The 18,172-nt window shown below is 59.6% G+C and carries 20 protein-coding genes; 1 reads left to right on the top strand and 19 read right to left on the bottom strand.

Annotation, left to right across the window (positions count from 1 at the left end):
* Nucleotides 1–17 precede the first annotated feature (17 nt).
* Entirely contained in the window at nt 18–248 is a 231-nt protein-coding gene (locus tag KYT87_RS09590) for a hypothetical protein (protein ID WP_219992113.1), read from the top strand.
* 67 nt (nt 249–315) lie between these two features.
* Here KYT87_RS09590 and KYT87_RS09585 read toward each other — a convergent pair whose 3' ends face one another.
* The 19 genes from KYT87_RS09585 to KYT87_RS09490 all read right to left on the bottom strand — a co-directional run bounded on the left by KYT87_RS09585 (nt 316) and on the right by KYT87_RS09490 (nt 18,163).
* Complete coding sequence (locus KYT87_RS09585) at nt 316–1,800, bottom strand: heparinase II/III-family protein (RefSeq protein WP_219992112.1); 1,485 nt, start codon at nt 1,798–1,800, stop codon at nt 316–318.
* Nucleotides 1,801–2,222: 422 nt separating this feature from the next.
* Nucleotides 2,223–2,642 (bottom strand): hypothetical protein, encoded by a 420-nt coding sequence (locus KYT87_RS09580; RefSeq protein WP_219992111.1) that lies wholly within the window; start codon nt 2,640–2,642, stop codon nt 2,223–2,225.
* Complete coding sequence (locus tag KYT87_RS09575) at nt 2,639–3,115, bottom strand: hypothetical protein (protein WP_219992110.1); 477 nt, start codon at nt 3,113–3,115, stop codon at nt 2,639–2,641. The genes KYT87_RS09580 and KYT87_RS09575 overlap by 4 nt, the downstream gene beginning before the upstream one ends.
* Nucleotides 3,112–3,390: a hypothetical protein gene (locus KYT87_RS09570; RefSeq protein ID WP_219992109.1), complete on the bottom strand. Its 279-nt coding sequence runs from the start codon at nt 3,388–3,390 to the stop codon at nt 3,112–3,114. The genes KYT87_RS09575 and KYT87_RS09570 overlap by 4 nt, the downstream gene beginning before the upstream one ends.
* 1 nt (nt 3,391) lies before the next feature.
* Nucleotides 3,392–3,700: a hypothetical protein gene (locus KYT87_RS09565; protein ID WP_219992108.1), complete on the bottom strand. Its 309-nt coding sequence runs from the start codon at nt 3,698–3,700 to the stop codon at nt 3,392–3,394.
* A gap of 28 nt (nt 3,701–3,728) precedes the next feature.
* The gene (locus KYT87_RS09560) at nt 3,729–6,053 is read right to left on the bottom strand and encodes a hypothetical protein (protein ID WP_219992107.1); all 2,325 of its coding nucleotides are present in this window, start codon (nt 6,051–6,053) and stop codon (nt 3,729–3,731) included.
* 56 nt (nt 6,054–6,109) lie between these two features.
* Nucleotides 6,110–8,770: a host specificity factor TipJ family phage tail protein gene (locus KYT87_RS09555; RefSeq protein ID WP_219992106.1), complete on the bottom strand. Its 2,661-nt coding sequence runs from the start codon at nt 8,768–8,770 to the stop codon at nt 6,110–6,112.
* Nucleotides 8,771–9,154: 384 nt separating this feature from the next.
* On the bottom strand, nt 9,155–9,637 hold the full coding sequence (locus KYT87_RS09545) for a DUF1833 family protein (RefSeq protein ID WP_219992104.1): 483 nt from the start codon (nt 9,635–9,637) through the stop codon (nt 9,155–9,157).
* Nucleotides 9,634–10,095, bottom strand: a complete 462-nt coding sequence (locus KYT87_RS09540) for a hypothetical protein (RefSeq protein ID WP_219992103.1) — start codon at nt 10,093–10,095, stop codon at nt 9,634–9,636. The genes KYT87_RS09545 and KYT87_RS09540 overlap by 4 nt, the downstream gene beginning before the upstream one ends.
* Before the next feature lie 2 nt (nt 10,096–10,097).
* Nucleotides 10,098–13,058, bottom strand: a complete 2,961-nt coding sequence (locus KYT87_RS09535) for a tape measure protein (RefSeq protein ID WP_219992102.1) — start codon at nt 13,056–13,058, stop codon at nt 10,098–10,100.
* An 11-nt stretch (nt 13,059–13,069) separates the two neighbouring features.
* A complete protein-coding gene (locus KYT87_RS09530) occupies nt 13,070–13,699 on the bottom strand; it encodes a DUF6246 family protein (protein WP_219992101.1) in 630 nt (209 codons plus the stop codon).
* A 3-nt stretch (nt 13,700–13,702) separates the two neighbouring features.
* Complete coding sequence (locus KYT87_RS09525; RefSeq protein ID WP_219992100.1) at nt 13,703–14,701, bottom strand: phage tail protein; 999 nt, start codon at nt 14,699–14,701, stop codon at nt 13,703–13,705.
* 13 nt (nt 14,702–14,714) lie between these two features.
* On the bottom strand, nt 14,715–15,083 hold the full coding sequence (locus KYT87_RS09520; RefSeq protein WP_219992099.1) for a hypothetical protein: 369 nt from the start codon (nt 15,081–15,083) through the stop codon (nt 14,715–14,717).
* Nucleotides 15,076–15,513: a hypothetical protein gene (locus KYT87_RS09515; protein WP_046803576.1), complete on the bottom strand. Its 438-nt coding sequence runs from the start codon at nt 15,511–15,513 to the stop codon at nt 15,076–15,078. Before KYT87_RS09515 ends, KYT87_RS09520 begins: the two co-directional genes overlap by 8 nt.
* 1 nt (nt 15,514) lies before the next feature.
* Nucleotides 15,515–15,853, bottom strand: a complete 339-nt coding sequence (locus KYT87_RS09510) for a hypothetical protein (protein ID WP_219992098.1) — start codon at nt 15,851–15,853, stop codon at nt 15,515–15,517.
* Complete coding sequence (locus KYT87_RS09505; protein ID WP_219992097.1) at nt 15,850–16,239, bottom strand: hypothetical protein; 390 nt, start codon at nt 16,237–16,239, stop codon at nt 15,850–15,852. The genes KYT87_RS09510 and KYT87_RS09505 overlap by 4 nt, the downstream gene beginning before the upstream one ends.
* Before the next feature lie 67 nt (nt 16,240–16,306).
* On the bottom strand, nt 16,307–16,618 hold the full coding sequence (locus KYT87_RS09500) for a hypothetical protein (RefSeq protein WP_219992096.1): 312 nt from the start codon (nt 16,616–16,618) through the stop codon (nt 16,307–16,309).
* Nucleotides 16,619–16,628: 10 nt separating this feature from the next.
* Nucleotides 16,629–17,684 (bottom strand): major capsid protein, encoded by a 1,056-nt coding sequence (locus KYT87_RS09495; RefSeq protein WP_219992095.1) that lies wholly within the window; start codon nt 17,682–17,684, stop codon nt 16,629–16,631.
* 11 nt (nt 17,685–17,695) lie between these two features.
* Nucleotides 17,696–18,163: a hypothetical protein gene (locus tag KYT87_RS09490; RefSeq protein WP_219992094.1), complete on the bottom strand. Its 468-nt coding sequence runs from the start codon at nt 18,161–18,163 to the stop codon at nt 17,696–17,698.
* Nucleotides 18,164–18,172 lie beyond the last annotated feature (9 nt).

Raw genomic sequence — 18,172 nt, 5'->3', positions numbered from 1 at the left:
AACTGGATATCCAACCAGTGAACTTCACCATGACCGACAACGGAATCCTAGAGCAAGTGGGCGGCCCCTACGTGGGCGAGGCAATGAAGACCTTGCCGCCTGCCGCGACCGCCGAGGACCGCGAGTACCCCGTGGAGATCGATGCTGGCCACGTTGGTCGGGTGTGCATTTTCTTCCGCAAGCAGAGAGCCAAGAGCGGCAAGTTCAGTCATTGGTTTTGGCTAGCTAAGCGAGCGGAGAAGGCTTAGGAATTGGTTCTGCCGCATTAGGACTTCTTCTGGCTGCCGTAATAGAGCAAAGGTGGAAGCCCTAATCTCAAGTCAGTGAAATGATCGTTCTACAGTTCCAGCTGGCGACTCGTGGCGAGCGCGCGCGTAAGACACTCGTGTCTTCGGCCATGCCCATTTGGGGGAATACATGACCGGCAGGGGCTGCATACCCGACAGGAGCGGCATTCCCATGACCTAGTGCGAACGCTATGGGGATATCCGACTCTACGACCATCCTGGCCACCTCGGACCCGCCGCGCAACAGTTGAATATTTCGGCCCTCTCGAATTGGCTCTATCCCAGGCGCTAACTGCCACAACAGGTTCATTGTGCGTGGTTGGTCCGCATGAATGGTGTCCACGATTTGCAGTTGTCGCTGCGCACGGTTGAGCGTGACTGACCGCCGATGTTCCAACCCAGGATATCGCCGGTTCATCGCATCAACGGTCGTGGCATCTTCACTTTCGCTCGAACCAACTATACCGACCAGGCCCGGCTCCATGCTCGGCGCCAGCTCGTCTATTTCGAGCGTGCTGTGCGCCGACGATGAGTATCCATGCTTGGACATCGGGTGCGCGTAATCGTATCCGTAGGGGCCGCTCTCGCAAATTATCCAACCATCGGCGTAAAGCAGCACCGACAGATCATCCTGGTGTTTGTGATAGTCCCCGTGATGACTTGCGCAAAGAACTACGTACGTCTGCCGCTCAAGTTTAGTAGGATCATCGCGCAGGACCGCGTAGCCGCCGTCTGGAAAGATCGCGGAGCGTTCGGGCAACCTTTGCTCCATCCCGAAAGCCTGAAAATAATCGTTAGGAATCGCTTTCGGTTGAGTATCGCCGATCGGAGGATACTTTCCATCCGGCGTAACGATGCTAGTTCCATAACGGCCCATGCTCGTCGCGAGCGCAGCAAGATCTTCTGCCGATTTCGGATCTAGGCGCTTGACTAGAGATACGTGCCGCGTCATGTTGTCGGCGATCAGATAGTGATACGCGGGGGAGTGTTCTTTATGCACACCGTCCGCTGACACAGCGGCTGAAAAATAGTCCAGCAGCCTACCGAGCGCTTTGCGCTGCATATCCGTCGCGTCCGGGGTGCAGCAACAGAAATACAGGATGGCCAAGTCCTGGAACATGCCGTGGTTGTTCCGACCGGCGTAAAAATCATCCTGACATAGCACCGAAAACAGCGCGTCTATTTTTCCCCACAATTTGCCCGCCGCGCTGTCGTTTTCACCTCGGAGTGCGATGTACAACCTGAGCCAATACCCCAAGCGTCGCGCAGTGGTTTCGTCATGGAATGCCATCGTGGAGGCATCCCGCGGGTATTGGTATCTGTCGCACCAGTCCTCAATCAGCGACATCGCTGCGGCCAAATACTCTGGATTGATTTTTGGCCACTCGGCGGCAAGCAAGTCGCCGATGAAGCAATGCATATGCAGCGATCGTTGTTGGGTCCGGGTAAGCGCCTCCGCACCTTTCCAATGCGGCTGGATATGGAACTCGAAACCACCGTGCAGTGTCACCACTCGGTTGCCCACAATATTCCTGGCCGAACTCTCCGGGTCTGTGCTTACGCGGCCTGGCAAATGCCGTAGCACTACGTCCACGGCTGCCTGACCCAAGTCAGGAAAAGGACTTCTCATCTATCTGCGGCTCATATTCTGATCATTCCGCCGGCCCGTCCGCTGCGGAAAACAGCCGAAATCTTATCTGAAATTCAGATTCCGGGATGCCCAGAGGCTCCTATGCGGAATTGACCAAAACTTGATGATCGAAATATGGGGTTAAGGCGCGTGCGCAGCACTTTAGCCGGAAACTCGATTGCGAGCCCCACCGGCATTACGGCTTCTTCCACGCACTCACCAGTGCCTCATGCCGAGCGGCGCATTCCGCGTATTGAAATGCGAGCTCGAGGTGGGCGCGGGCCAGAACGTCCCAGGATGCAGAATCAACGTGAGGGACTGGAGGACACGGCGCGCTTAGATTGACGGGCAGCGTTGGCCGCGTCGATCCCGTCGTTGGTTGAGCGCACCCGGCCAGGGTCGCGCATACAGTCAGCAGGCAAAGGGCTTTGAACTTCGACACGGGTATACCTCTCGATGACTTGTGGTTCGGCATTCGCAAGCTTGTCGGCAGTGTCGGCTAGGCTCTGCGACAGACCCGTCAGGCGTTCGGCTTCGCTCTTGAATTCTTCGAGGCCGGCGACACGGTGCGCTTCCTGGCATTCCACGCGGCCCGCCTCGCGCTGAGACGTGCCATACCCAAGGACAGAAGCAGCCGCACCTGCCACCACAATCACCCCAGCCAACGCCGCCGCGGCATACCCCTTCCATCCCGCCAGGCTGACCACGCTGGACAGCGCGCTCATGGAGCCACCTCAGCCACGGCCTGGGCGTGCAGGTCCGACCAGGTCTGCTGGTGTGGCTTGCCAGGGCGCCAAGTGCGGGCGTACAGATCCCACCCGCCTTTCGAGTCTCCCACGGCTGGCAGACGACCCGGATCGGTCCAAAGCAGCAACCGCGCAAATGCCGCCGCCAGTACGTCATCGCTTTCGAGCTGGGCATATACCGCAGGGGCCGTCGGCGTCACGCCGCGCGCTTCGCAAACCTGGCGCGCCAACGCTGCGCTCGCAGAGTGGGTGAGCACGCCGACCACGCCGCCGCCGCGCTCGAATTGCCAGAAACCGCGAGCCGGGCCGTTGATCTGGCGCCGGTGGATGAACCGGCTTTCCTGGAGGCCGATCGCCAGCAGCATCACGCGCGCCGCTGGCGTGTCCATCTTGGCTGGCAACAGCGCCAGCGCGGGCTCGATACCTGTCTTGATGATCTCGGATAGGTTCATGGCTTCGGTGTCCTGACGTGCTTGGCCGTAACTGCGGCCACGTAGAAAGCAGCTGAAGCTGCCAGCGCTGCATCGCCCGCGCTTGCCCAGCCCGCCACGAATACCCGACACGCCGCGCCGGTAGCCGTCAAGCAGACGGCAGCCAGGCCGATACGCTCGAAGGTGGTGTCCTTGATGGCGCGCGAGAACACGGCCAGCACCGCGCCGCCGGCGACGATGAGCCAGCTCACGAAAGCCAATACGGCCCACAGCGTGAGGTAAATGGTGCTGTCCATGTCACGCCCCTTTGCCGCGCACGCGGTCGATGACGGCCTGCCAGAGTGCAGGGATAGGCACAGCCTGAACTGCTTCCCAAGCGCGCGAGACGATGGCCATGCCGAACATTCCGACCAGGAAGCCCATCAGCCCCTCTGGAATTCCTAGCAGCCCAGACAAATAGGGTGACGCGTAATAGGCCCCCAGCGAACCACTGGCGGCCATACTTATCCGCGCCATCCATGAACCTTGTAGGTATCGCATAGAGACCGCAGCCCCCAGCACACCTGCGAACTTTGCGGCAAAAGCGTCAAAATCTTGGATGTTCAATATCGGCTCCGATAGTTTGAAAGGCCGATTAGCCCAGCTGCGTGACAGTGAATGACTGGGAATTTCCGCTACGATTTTCCAGATACATAAGTCCGCCAGAAGCTCCCAGCGTTACGTTGCCATCGGTTCCGGTCGTACCGCTAAGGGCGGATGCAAGGGTAGCGAAGGCGGCTCCGCCGGAGACCTTTACGGCATTCGGCGTCGGTGTCTGACGCACCCACGCCTGCCCGTACTGGCTGTTCGAAGCGAGCGATACAAATACATGCTGGTGTGCCCTTGGCGGTGTCCAGGAAATCGCGGTGTCGTCGGCGATAGTCATAGTGAATGACAGCGTGGGCGACTGCCACTTTCCGAATTCTTTGGTGTAGACACGGCTGCCCTGAGCTTGAAAAGTTGACCCATCGCGCGCCGGCGTGGTGTCCGTAAATGCGTTGGCGATGATGTTCATCAGGAGCGATCCAGTACCCTCCGTGATTGCGCCTCCAACGCCATTGAAGTAGCTGAACTCTGCGAAGCAGTCCGTCAATGCACCTGCTCCCGCTAGGGCCGTTGCTTCTACCGCTCTGTTCCCACGACGCAGCGTAGTTCCCCGCACGCCGCACCGGACGAAGGCTTGATCTATCGGCCCCGAATCCCCCTCGAATTTCACGACCGGCGAATTTGAGGTCGTATCGAGCAATCCACCGTTGATCACGACATCATTCAGACCGTCAGGCAATCCTGCGGAAACCCCCGTATAGAGCCGTGCGCCATAACGGCCGGCATTAATGACTGTTGGGTTATTGACTTGAACGTTCTGACAAGAAAGAAATGACAGTCCGTCGAAGGTGGAAACAGGGTTGTTGCGATTGCGAATGATCACATTGTTGATATGGCCACCGCTCACCAGAACATAATGAACGCCGCAAAAATTTCCGCCTCCTGGATTTCCGTCTTCTACGATTAGGTCGTCTACAAAAATGTTGTAGTGGTAGCTATCGCTGGAAGATCCTTGCACTTTGAAACCACTCCCTCCGTGACCGACTGAGCCATAGCCCGGTCGCAGAATGTGGCATCGTGCAGCCCAGAAGCCGCGAATAGGCAATAGCCCGCCAAGACGGATACCGTGCTCCATCGGATCTTCGATGTACCAATTGCCGATTGCGATATCAACGGTTCCGCCAGCAATTGTTGACTCGACGAGCAGACCATTGTCCCCTGGCGAGCCGTCCGCCGTAGGCGAAATTCCAGTGATCGATGCATCGCCAAAGTCGCAGTTCTGGCAATTCTGCACGTAGACGCCGCGCCGATAGTTGAAGATCTGGATGAATCCGATCTCGGCATGCCGCATGTTGCGAAAGACAATTGGTCGGCAGAACTGGCTTATGAATATCGAGCCAATCTTGTCCCGCGCCACCGCTCCGCTGGCCGGCCCGATAAGCAGTCCGTTGACCGTCGAATCAGAAACACCGCTGTTCGGTGCAAGCGACTCGACCCGGATTTCCCCGATGTCCATCGAGCCGCCCGACAAATTGATACCCGTGTCAGTAGGACCTCCAACGGTGATTAGCCAAAGACGATCAGCATTAAGGCGAAGTCCGCCCGTAATAGCGTAGGTCTCAGACTCAGCCAGTTTCTTGAACCGCGACCCATTGCTGAAGAGGGTCAAATTGTCCGGGATACTGATAGAGGTGATGCCGTATACGCGGTTCTCCGCCAGAACCAGAACTTTGCCCGCCGACGCATCTAGCGCCTTCTGAATTAGGACTGTCTCGTCTGGGACGACAGATTCAGATATAGGGACCCCAAGGGCACCAAAGTCCTTTACGCTGACGATGTCTCGCATCTTGTCTTGGGAACTACGCAGGACGGCGCTATCGCCCTCCTGCAAAAAGCCGACTAGCGCGGCGCCGCTTGAGTCGGAAGCTACCGCTAGTTCTTGACGAAGCGCTGCATCCCCGACTGATAAAAAATAAGCCCCGTCTTCATCCCAATCGCCAGAAGTCGTGTACGGCAGATCAAGAGCCGCCCCAGCGCGATACAGTTCTCCATCTTTCCGAAAGATCTGGTTCCGCGATGTGATCTGAATACCAGCGGAATAGTCGCCTAGATCCTGGTAGCCGGACGACAGGAGAAACTGCTGGAACGCCTCGTCCGACGATTCCATAAAGCCACGAAACTCACCGTCCGCTGTCGACATGAATCCGTCAAACTGACGTTCCATACCGCTCCAGGTCTGTCGCACCTTTCCCAGGCGATCGACCCAACTATCGGCTACCGGATCGTTCAGCGCAGCGTCGAAATTCTCCGCATTGTCATAGAGATCCTTGACCGCGACGCTACCAAGCGGGTTACCAGTGTTGTAGGTAGTCATTCATTTGCCCAATAAAAAGGCCCCTCGGAAGGGGCCTGGGTTGATGCTGGAAATCGTTACGTTGGCGGGGAATAGTTGTCGAACGCGTATACACGAGAGTCGTAATTCACCGCCGTCACTGAGACCTCAAAATCGCCGCGTGGCGATACGCCAGAAATAAGCGCAGGAAAGCAAAACGACGACAGCGGCCCAAAATACAAGTGCGGGGGCTCATGGCTAAGGGAAATTGAAGGCCAAGGCTGGGGAACCGTGGCACGTATGTGGTACTCGTCGTCTCCTTCTGATGCGGCGAACGGCCCTGCAAATGACCCGTCTAGACGCCGATACGCGACCACATGCGGGCCGTCCAAAGCATCCCAGGTGACCGGCTCACTGCTTTCCAGGATCGCACCGCCGACGCCATCAGAAGTAATGCCAACGAGCAACCCAGTGCGGCCATATCCAAACAGCCCCACATAGCCCATGTACTCGCTGTTGAGGGCATCCAACTCCGTCGTAAAGCTGTATTCACTTTTGCGGTAGTAGAGGGCCGCCCGACGACGCATACCAATGCGCCATGCGCGAGTGCGATCCGTTACACCGTCCAGAGTCATCTTTTGAACTATGGCCCCCAAGTCGCCCGGCAGGCGGCACTGGACCGTCTCCCGTACCCACGTTTCGGCATTCACGTACTCAACATCGACGCCGTCGTAATCCGTGATTTCGGAATGCGTGGAGCGATTGCGACGCAGGGGCGCTTTCATATTGAAGGGGCCGTACGACTGCTCGAACTGGTTAACCGGCTTCACGTCCTCTCGCACTGGACGCACTAGGCCATCTCCGCACGTGAACTCAGCCATGCCGGCGCCGAAGGCTGTATCTAGCGCTTCCTTTACCGTGGTGGTATCGAATACGAAGTCCAGTGTGTCGCCGCGCGCTTTCCAGATCGCGTCAAGGCGTAGCCACTCTTCAATGTCAAGAGCCTCGTCACCCACGCCTGCCGATTGGAGGATGTAGCGCGCAAAAGCCGTGATGTCCCGCGTGGGTGTGGGCGATGACCATGTGCCGTCCGCCAGTAGCGTCGGGAGCACACGAACGGGGATGACGTTGATTTGGTTCTCACTTTGTGCCGCCAGCTTGCCGCCGCTGCGCAGCATCACGCTTATGGTCGTCCAGTCTGGGTACACCCAATAGTCAGGCATCCGCGCCTTGAGGCCGTACCACTGGCATTTGTCTTGGGCCTGGGTGCTCGTAGACTGCGCTCCCACGCGGCGCATGCGAACTGCTGGCACCATCGGCGCGATGGAGAATTGTTCGGTGAATCCGATCTGGTCAACAGTGGCGTCGGAAAATGTACGTGCCACCGTCACCCTCGGCCCGCCGGCCACGTTACGGTATTGGTATTCAACGCTGACCGAGCGAGACTCCACATCACCGCCATCTGACAAATAGCACAGCCCATTGGGGAAAAAAACGTCAAGCTCCAACGTGCTGGTGACTGCGCCGTCAGGGGTAGCAATAAACTCATTTGTCCACTCCCCATACACGGCCCCGCCAGCAAACCTCAGCCGCACGGACGCCGATCCCGTCTCGAACCCACCGGGAGACACATTGATGCTGGCCGGATCAAAACCAGTGATGGTGCGTTCAATATCAGCTCCGAAGGTATAAGAGACCCCCGTGGCAGGCGCGACGTGAATGGGCGTAAAGAACTCGGTGTCTTCTTCAAACTCAAGCGTGAAGATGCCTGCGCCAGGCGAAGACACAACCGTCTTCACGCGCCACTTCACATTTGAACCAAACGCCCCGACTTGAAATACCGCCCCGACAGCGACGGTGGGCATATGGCCAAAGTAGCCGGTGAAGCGACTAATCACATAGCCCGGTGCAGATTCGGTGGGGTCTACAAAGTGATCGACAATGTTGTACGGACGGACGTATTCAATCGCCACGATGGTGCTGACGCCCCACCCGCTTGGATACTCTCCATCGCCACGCGTGATAGTTGCGCCGCTAAAGGAATACGACGCCGGATCGGTGTTATCTCGATTGGCAAGATCCGTTGTGAGCTCCAGGCCCGCCGACCCCGATGACGTGCCGCCCACCTCGGTAACCGTGTGCCAGATCTGCGCCGCGACTTGCCCGGACAGATTCGTGCCAGGTGGGTACACGCCGTAGATTGCGTCATCGCCCAGTGCGCTAAATGGCGTAGACCCGACGCGCACATCCGAATCAGCGATCTGGTAATTCCCTGGGCCGACGTTGGCAAGGAAGACCAACCATTGCTCTCGCTTGTTCACGAAATAGCGGCGCGGCGGTGTGAGATAGTCCACGAAGCGGCGATACCGCCCGGCAGGCTCGGCCACCACGCTGCCGAGTTTTGCGGTGTTGGCTTTCCCATCTGCCGCTTCCAAGTTTCGCGATTCCGGCGTTTCGCGATTCGTCACAGGACGTTTGCCGCGGAACACGTTCAGCAGCTTTGACAAGACCGGATCGATGATCTTGAACAGGCCGCCCATCGGGATCGTGTTCAATCGCACTAGCGCGTCCTGCGCCAGCGACTCGCCCCACCGATCTTGCGGCCACTTGACGCCATCAAGGTACGCAGCGAAGCGCTGCACTTCCATGTTGCGCCAGGCCGGGATTGTGGCGTCTAAGTATTGCTCAAACGTGCCGGCCCAATCGATGGACTCCAGCCGCGTTTCCAACTCGGGGGCAGAGTAGATGTCAATCCGCATAGTAAACAACCCTTGAATATCGTTGTTCGAAGTGACGCACGCGAGTAAGGCACGGCCCGGTGGGCTCGTCGGTCTCCAAAATCTTGAGAACGCCTTCTTGATCTCGGATCACCAGCCCAACATGAACGCATACACGGCCATGCCAAGCGGTGGCCACATGGCCCGGTTCGGGTTGCTCGGTGGTCCTCATGGAGTACTGCTGGGCCACCCGTGACACCTCGCGCGTTATGACAGGAATCAAGCCGGGTTTGGCGTCTGCGCACTCTGGCAATTTGACGCCTCCGAAGAATTCGAATTTCGCGTCGCGAGTGATTCCCCAGCAGTCGTATTCGACAGGGCCTCGTCCGCCGGCAACGTACCGTGTGGCGAGGTAACTTTGCAGGCTCATAGATACTTGATACCTGGCGCATTGCTCGCCGTGTACAGCTGGCGGGACCACCGCAAATTCAAGAGGTCAAAGAATGCAGCGCTCAAGGTTGCCTCATCACTCTCGATTGTGCCGCCCAGAAGTTCCATAACATAAGGCTTTCTGGCCGGCTGACTTTTATCGCTTTCGAGGTACTCGCGGTAGATAACCTGCACAGGCTGCCCAGACTCTTGGGCGAGATCGAAGTACCTGTCAACGATGGCCGATACGCCGGCGACACCGAAGTTCAACGTCTGACGCCCCGAGTTGTTCTTCGCTGGAAGAGATACAGAAAGAGAACCCGCCACGAACAGGACGAATGAGCCCGACACGCCTAAGAGTTGGTTTTCAAACCCATCGCAGATTCGAATCGGAGTCTGACCGGCCACATTAATTTCGAGTGTGGAGATGATCAACTCGCCAGCGGGCGCGCTTGCGTACACTTCGGCAAGAGTGCTCATGCTTTCGGCCACTCCCGGTTCATCGCCAGGTCAAAGATTTCCGGATTCGCCACGAAGCTCGGCAGGATTGCCCACTCGTCAGGAAGCAGCGGGCGCTCCCACACTTCCAAGGTGGCAGAGAACTGCCAGCGATCTGCCCCCCAAGCGATCGGACCGTTGTAGACGCCGGAAATACGGCACACCCGCACTGCATAGCCGATGGGATGCCGTAGATAGATATTGAACCACTCGGTGCCGTCTTTGAGAGTGGCCTTGTACCAGAGTTCAAACAGCCGGGCTTGTGCGCTCGTCATAACCCATGTGGCAGAGCGCATCACCGGTACAGAGCTGAATTTCCGACGTTGCCGAGCGCGGCCGGAATCCATGGCCGTGCGCTGGTTGGGGGACGTAACAGCATACTGATTCGGAGCCCACAGGGGTGCGGGAAGCTGAGACGGATAGTCGATCGAGGTTTCCATTTTTACCGACCTTGGCGCTTAAGGCCGTATGTGGATTCCAGAGTTTGAGACATCTCACCCCCGCCTTGTATATCGGCAACGAACAGGTCCGCCGTCAAATTGCCATCACCATCCCGGCTTCGAGAGACTTGGCCGGCGCGATCCCGATTCTCGATCAAATTGATCGTCACGCTCGGGATAGAGCCGCTACCCCCTGTAGCGTCCTTGTTGCTAACGACCTCACCACGCCGGTTCGGCAGCATGAATTGCTGGCCGTTGGCAGCATTGAAGACTTCTGGAGCCCCGTTCTCGTTGATGCGATACATCTTCGCAGCGTCCACTCCCCCACCGTACTGCCGGCCACCGCCACCGACCAGGGCCAAGCCCTCGGCAAGGCCCACCGTAGCGCCGATACCCGCCATAGCAGGCGCTGAGTTGGCGCCAAAAGACGCGAGCGATGCGAATGCGGCGGGGATGGCCCAAGCGGTAGCCAGAGTGGCCGCCGCCGCTGTGCCGGCCGCCGTTGCCGCTGCGGTGGCGGCCTGGCCCATGATCAGATTTTTGACGTACTGCAAACCCATCTGCACAAGCGCGTTCACGCCTTGCTTCAGAATGGCTCCTGCGAGTGCCTTGACCGCGTCTTCACCGGAGCTAGCACCTGTGGCAATTCCTACGAGCGTATCCGCAGCGGTCGCGCCCAACTGGTCTAGGCTAGACATGAGAAGCTCATTCCAGCCCGACTGACGGCGGAAATTCTCCTCCTGCAAAACACGCATCTTCTCGTCGTGAGCCGTCTCAGCTTGGGCCTTGAGATCCAAGTAGCGCTGGTCTTCAAGTATCTTCGCTTCGTGCAGCTTGCGTTGATTCTCTAGTTCGGCTTGGAATCGCAGTTGTTCGGCGGCGATAGGATCTACCTGGCCAAGCAGTTTCTGATTCTGCTCTGCTTCGTTGACCTTGCCGATCGCGCGCGCCAAAGCTTCAACCTGCGCCACTTGCTCGGGAGTGGCGAAGGGGTTCAAAGCCGCCTTCGCCTTCACCACCTCGAGCTCGGTGCCGGCCAATCCTGCTTCATAGAGGGCGGTCGCCAGCCCGTCTATCACCTTCTCGTTCTCTTTCGCTGCCTCAGCGGACTTTTTTGAGCCAGATTCTCCGGCCTTCTGGGCCTGCTCTAGCTTGTAGATCTCCGAGGCTAGTCGTTCTGCTTCCTCTCGATCCTCTTTCGTAGCGTTGGCACCCAGTTTCTGGATCGCCGCCAGGCGAGCCCGAGCGTCTCCAGTAAGCTTGGCGAGCGCCAGTTCATCGCGCATTCCTTGTAGGCGCTTCGCTACCTCCGGGTCTGCGTCTGCCGGCTTGCTGGGCCCCCCGCTCGTCCGCTCGCGCGGCTTCTGGTTGGCAAGCTTTTCCTGGAGCTCGTACAGCTTTTGGAGGCGACCGTTCACTTCATCAAGATTCGCCTTCTCTTCGACAAGCGACTTGTTGGCATTCGACAGACCATCGGCGCCCAAGTTTGCGCCTCGCTGCTGGGCCTTTTGCAGCTCAATGATGTCCTTGGTGATGGTGGACACGCTTCGAGCAGCATCGCGCGCCTCTTTCTCGATCTGCTGGATCGCATCGCCTACCTGCACACGCCGGAGTTCTAGTTGCGCCTGGGTCAGGTTGTCTACGGCGGTCGCCAGCTCTTCGACGTTGGGCGCCGCCTTCCGAGAATTGTCGCCAAATAAATACACGCCGGCTGCGGCAGTGGCCAGCAATCCGATAATTCCTGCCGGCCCGCCCAGCATCGCGACCAGCCCGGTCCCCGCAGCAGTCGTCGTGCGTTGCGCTGCGGCTAGGGCGGTCTGAGCTGCGCGATGGGCATTTGCAGCAGCGGTGGAGGCAGCGAGCGACCCGCCCAGACGGACTTGCGCTGCGGCCTGCCCTGCGGCTGCGGCCGCAGCCTTCTCGTTGGCAATGGCTTGCTCAAGGGCCGCCGCCGCTTGGGCCTTGGCGCCCAGCGCCGCACGGGCGTTGGCGAGCGTAGACGCGGTAATGCCTGCGAGGTACTTCGCCATCGCCCCGGCGCCGATCGCCAGCAACGCGGTCACGAGCGTTTGCAGGTTCTCGGCAAGCGTCAACACCGCCTTTGACAGCACACCTGTCGCGCCCGTGGACCTATTTGCCTCGCCTACCATCGCGGAAAGGTTGTTCCGAAGCGCGGTGAACGCGTCTTTGATGGTCGTGGCCATCCCATCAGCGGCCTTCTTGTTCTCGTCCAGCGACGTGCGCAAACCTTCTGACAACTGGCGCGCGGTCAGTTGGCCATTCACGCCCAACCTGCGCACCTCTTCCGCAGTCTTCCCAGTAGCCGTGGCCACGTCCGCCACAACGGTGGGGATCGCGGCCAGGATGGTTTCCCAAGCGTCCGCTTCGACACGGCCCTTGTTGAGAACCTTACTAAAGGCATCCGTGGCGCTCTTCGCGCGATCCACGCTAGTCGCATTTTTGACGAACGAGTACGAAAGCGAGTCCGTGACGTCCAGCGCCGATTCCGTGTCATAACCCATCGACTTAAGGGCGGCAGATGTGCGGATATAGACTTCCTGGGCCTCGGACAAAGACCGGTAAGTCTTGTTCGCGGTCTCAAGCAGACGAGCCTGCACGGTGTTGTACTCGGCGGCGTTCGCGGTGGCCATCTGCACACGCTCGGCCATTTCGTTGTACGCCTCGGCCATCTGGATCAGGCCGGAAACACCTTGAAGCGAGATGATCCCCGCCAGCACACCTGAAAACCCTTTTAGCGCAGACGACGAAACAGCCGCCTCGCGGCCCAACCCCTTTACGGCCGCAGCCGTCTGCGTCATTTGAAACTGCGCTTGGTTGGCCGCCTTATCCGTTTGGCCAAAGCGCTTGTTCATCTTGTCCAACGTCGAATCGACGCTGGTGGAGCTGTTGACGAGCTTCGACGTGTCGGCCTCGACCTCGTAGTAGATCGACCCGACATTCATTCCGCCTGCCATCACTGAACCCCTTTAGCTGCCTTTCGCTTTGCTTCGATCTTGTCGAACCACGCCATAGTCGCGTCATGCTGTTCTTTGGTTGGTGCCTTGGCGCCAGGTGCGTTACTTTCGGCCGGCGGGAACTTGGCGCGCAATGCGCCGACCATCCCGGTCATCGTCAGATCCCAAGCGTCTCGCTCCGAAACGCCTAGATGAGCCATGGCCATAGCCACATGGTCCCGGGCCACGAACTCCTTCACATACACCGGCTCATCATCACCCGGCCGCCTCGGCAACGGGGGCAGTGCGCCAGTGACGCCATGCTTCAGCAGGCAGCGCGCAAGCGGGACCACATGCTCCGCCGGCGCAGCCCCTGGCACGTATTCCAGCGACCCGGAGGTGGTCTCGTACGTGCCAAACAATGACGAAGGGTCGACGTCTTCGCTAGCGCATGCGTAGATGACGCCCAAAGCGGCCTGGAACAACCGGCGCGCCTGCGCGTCATCCTCTGCCCCACCCATGACCGTGGCGAATGTTTCGACAATCTCGACGGGATCTCCCAATCTAGACATTGCATACAGAGAGGGACGTAGGCGCACAACCTGGTCCCCCGCGTACACACCGACTTCGCCAATTTCGGTCAGGATCATGAGTTATGCCGGCGTGACAGTCACCGGCACAGTGACGCTCACAGCCGGACGAGCCGCGCTGGTGATCTTGACGCTGGTGTTGCCTTCGGCGACACCGGTAATCAAGCCCACGTTGCTAACGGTGGCCACAGCGGGCGATGCGCTTTCGTACACTAGGCCCGGAGCCGCGCCAGCCGGCGAGACAGAAGCCGTCAATGCCTGCGTCGCGCCCTCTTCCACCGATACCGCGGTGGGAGAGACGGAAATGCCTTGGACCAAGGGGACCACCGTCAGAGCGATCGTGTCGGTAACACTCGGGGCAACGCTGGACGCCGCCGTGATCGTCACAGATCCGGCGGCGATGGCCGTAATCTGCCCTGTAACTTGGTTCACCGTCGCCATGGCCGGATTGGACGACGTCCAGCGCAGCGATTGCGAGGCACCAACGGGCATCACGACCGCCTCCGCATCGAACGACTGACCTACCGCCAAGCTCAGCGTCGACGGGATCACCTCAACGCTGGTCGGATCGGCTGCGTCTGGGTCGGGAGTGTCTTCGACGATCAAGCCGTAATCGCTGCCGGTGGCGCTAGCTTCCAGGCTGAACGTCACGACATCATCGAACGGAGCGCTACGGCTCATGTTCGACACGAGCATGAAGGCCGTGAACGTCAGGTCCGGAAACGTCATACGCATCCATGCGACAGGCTGGCCGCCAGTAGCGTCGGGACGCGCAACGTGCTTGGTGATCTCGATCAGGTTTTCAGAGCCGGCGCCGGAGGCCTTGGCAGTGCCGTCTCCCGAGATGCTGAGGGTCTGGAACGTGGCGATATTCTCGCGCAGCGCGCCCACCGAGTCGTCAGCGGTCGCGTCGGCCGTTTCCCATTCGAGGGTGAATTCCTTCGTTCGGAGGGCGGCGAAGCGCTTCCAATCCGTTTCGGCGGGGAGTTGATCGCCGCAGCCGATGTGGTATTCCAGGACCACGTCACGGCCAACATACTTCTGGTTCTTGCAAGTAGCCATTAGTGGCCTCCAGTTATAAAAGCACTTCAAAATCAAGCGAGTACCAAGGGCGGTTCTCGCTCGTGTAGCCGGGGCCGACGGCTTCGCCGACCGCGCGCACGGACGCAGAGCCGCAGGGCGATGAATCGCCTAATGCGGCCTGGGCCAGTGATTCCATGGTTTGTTCGACAGCGACGACATGCTTGCGCCCGTCACGCGGGCCTAGCAGGATCACCTTGAAGCGGATGACGCGGTCTTCAACATTGGGCGCCGGTCCACCCATCTGCTCCACAGATGCGATGAATGCTCCGTTGACCGACGGGCTATCAATCCACATGCCGCGGCTGTACTGGTATCCGTCGCCAACAACCGCTTTTAGCCAATCAGTGAAGGCGTCAAACACCGTAAATCCTTTTGAGAATGGCCGGCACCGCGCCCTTTATCTGATCAAAGCCCTTGGTAAGGAATTCGGGCTCCGCATTGGGGTCCCAATAGTTGCCGTTGCCTGTGCCACCGCCGAAACCCACGCCGGCGCGCGTCCTGCCGAAGTCGGCCCGAGGCTTCCCTTTGAGCTTGCCTGACGCTTCGTGTACAGCCGCCGCATAGGAGGCCGTGTACCCGACCGAGCCGGACACCTTGCCTTCCTTCACGTCGATCTGTGGCGCGTACTGGCTGTTGACCAGGTTGCTGGAGTCAATCGGCGTCATCTGGGCAGCCATAGCCGATCCCTGCGACAGAGTCTCGTAGACGGCGCGCTCGGTCTTACCTTCGCCGATTTCCTTTACCGCAATCCGAAACCCGCGCTTGACGCGCTCGATGCCCTTTACTGGCATGTCAGGTCACCAGCTTCAGGTCCGGCTCTTCGCCGAAGAACGACATATCCCAGTTCGTCACCGAGCGAATCTCTTCCCAGCCGTCCGAACCGTCAAAGCGGATCTGATCGAGGTACTTGGGGCGCTTGTCTTCGGTGAAGATGATGTGCTGCGACAGGAATTCCGCCCCGCGCGCCCCGCTCTGCCCTCCCGATTCGCGCTCCATCTTGCTTTCTGCCGTCCATGTGCAGGCGATATCGAACTCCGGGCCGTAGACGGTTTCGCCGGTCATCATGTCGATCGTCAGGAAGGGTCGGACAGTCGCGATATTCGTATAGCTCCAGTTGGCGGTGGCGCTCATTCTTGGCACCCGCCCTTAGCGATCCACATGCCCGCAAACGCCTTCTTGGTCGGATCAGGAGGGATTAACTCAGAAGCACACCCGTACTTGTCCAGGCCGCGCAGCAGCGACAGAGCGCCGCTCCATCGGTCGGCGAACCCTTGATACCGGAACGATCGCGACGCGCCGCTGGGCGCCGTCTGGCTGCTGATGTAGCGATCGCCCTGCCCCATCCCCATCAGGCTCAACAGGTACAACTGGATCAGCAGCGCCGTTTCCGGGGTGTAATGCACATCCAGACATTCCTGGATGCTGTTTGCCTGGGCGACCAGCGCCGTCAGGACGAAATCCGGCAGGACGATCCCCTGGCCCTCCAGATACTGCTTGGCTTGGTCGATCGTCACCATATCCAGACCTCAAAATAGAAATGGCCCCACCATCAGGCGGGGCCAAAAGAAAACCGCCCGTAGGCGGTTACTTGGCGGCAGGCTTCAGCGGGTCGCCGTCGGGCAGCAGGGAAACCAGTTCTTCAGCGCTCTTCCGACCGTCGTACTTGATACCCAGCTCTTTCAGGCGGTTCTTGACGTCGCCCTTTTCTTGATCGGCGCCATCCGAACCCGCACCGGGCGTGGCCGGCACCAGCGCCACACCGTCATCGGCCTTACGCACTCGGGTGCGATACAGCGGATGGGCGGCCTGGTCGGGCGTGAGCTCGATCACCGCGCCGGCCAGCATCACTTCGGCGCCGATGATCTTGCGCAGGAGGATGTACTTGGATTTCGCCATGATTCCCCCTTTATGCCGCGCTGGCATACAGCACGCCGCTACGGCCCTGCGCATCGGCCTTGACCTGCAAGCCCGAGGCGCCCCACACCAGAACATGCCAATCGTCCATCGGCGTGACGCGCGGGATCGGCGTCGTGGTGACGGGCATGCCGACGACCGGGCGGATGTACTCGCTGGACAAGATGATGGCTAGGAATTCATTGCCGGTTACGGTGTCGGTGCGCTTGAAGCCAGCCACACCGGGGATGCGTTGCAGGCCCTGGAGGATGGTTTCGACGTTGCTGGTGCCGGGGTTGGCGATGCGCAGAAGGTTGAACCAGATCGCGTCCGAGATGTAGAACGTGACGTTGCCGACGGCGTTGTTGCCCTGGCCTTGCAGCGCTTGCAGTGCTGCGACGAAGGCGCCCCATGCCTGCGCAAAGGTCAGCGTCGGGCTGGTCAGATCCACGTTCAGGCCGGCGGCGCCCAAGTCCAACGCGATGGTGTTCGGGTTGTTCTTGATACCGAAGGCTTGGTAGTTCTTGTAGGTCAGGTCGGGCGTGCCATCGACAAAGTTGTCAACGGTGCGCTTGCGGACAAAGCGAGTAGCCGCGGCCTGGTCATCCAGCAGAGCGTCGTAGCCTTCCGAGCGCATGCCTTCCAGCTCGCGCCAGATGCGGCCGACTTGCGTGGAGTGAACCAGAACGATGGCGCCGTCATAGTCGAAGCTGACGTGGTTCAGGGGCTTGCGGTGCTGGCCGTCGATGCTGGACCGGACTTCCAGCTCATCCGCGCCGTAGCGGCGGTATTCGCTGACGATCTTGCCGATGTGGACGTTGCGCGCCAGGGGCATCAGGTCGTTCAGCAGGACACCGCCCTCATCGGACAGCATCAGTGTCTTGGTCTGCGTGTCGAAGTCACGCCACACTTCACCAGGGATGCGCGCCTCGTTCACTTCCAGGCCGGCGGCCTTCATCAGGCCGGTTTCGTGGTCCCAGTTCGCGGTACGTGAGTTCACGATGAACTGGTGCTGCTTCTTCAGGCCGGAATTCGCTTCCAGGCCCTTTTTGTCTACGTAAAAAGCCATTTTCGGCCTCCTTAGCGGATCTTGATCGGGACCAACTGGTCCAGCGTCGACGTGGTCGGGGTCGTGCCGGGGAAGGCATTGGCCGGATCGTCGATGTATGCATGGATCGGGTCGTCAGTGACGGCCAAAGCGAATCGGCCATCGGCGTTGATCGTTAGGGGCACGTCGTCGGCGATCGCGACGCCGGCCACCAAGCGGCCAGCCATCAGGTCTGCCGAACGCGGGGTGTACAGACGCATGGACGAACCGCCGCCAACCTGGTTGTCGTCGACGGAGCCGTGCAACTGCTCGCCAATCAGGTACCAGAAGTCACGCACGCCCGTGATCCCCTTCTGGACGGTCATGTCGCCTGCGGCGGAGGTGATGGTGACCGCCGTGCCAGGCAGAAAGGTGCCCGTGGTCGGCGCGTTCACTTCGCGCGTTTCGGGCGTGGTGCGATGAACGCCGCCACGGTAAATCTTGTTCCATTTCACAGCCATGATCTGGGC

Source organism: Achromobacter sp. ES-001 (assembly GCF_019448355.1).
Lineage (GTDB): Bacteria > Pseudomonadota > Gammaproteobacteria > Burkholderiales > Burkholderiaceae_B > Achromobacter > Achromobacter spanius_B.
This window is presented reverse-complemented; position numbering and strand designations above follow the sequence as displayed.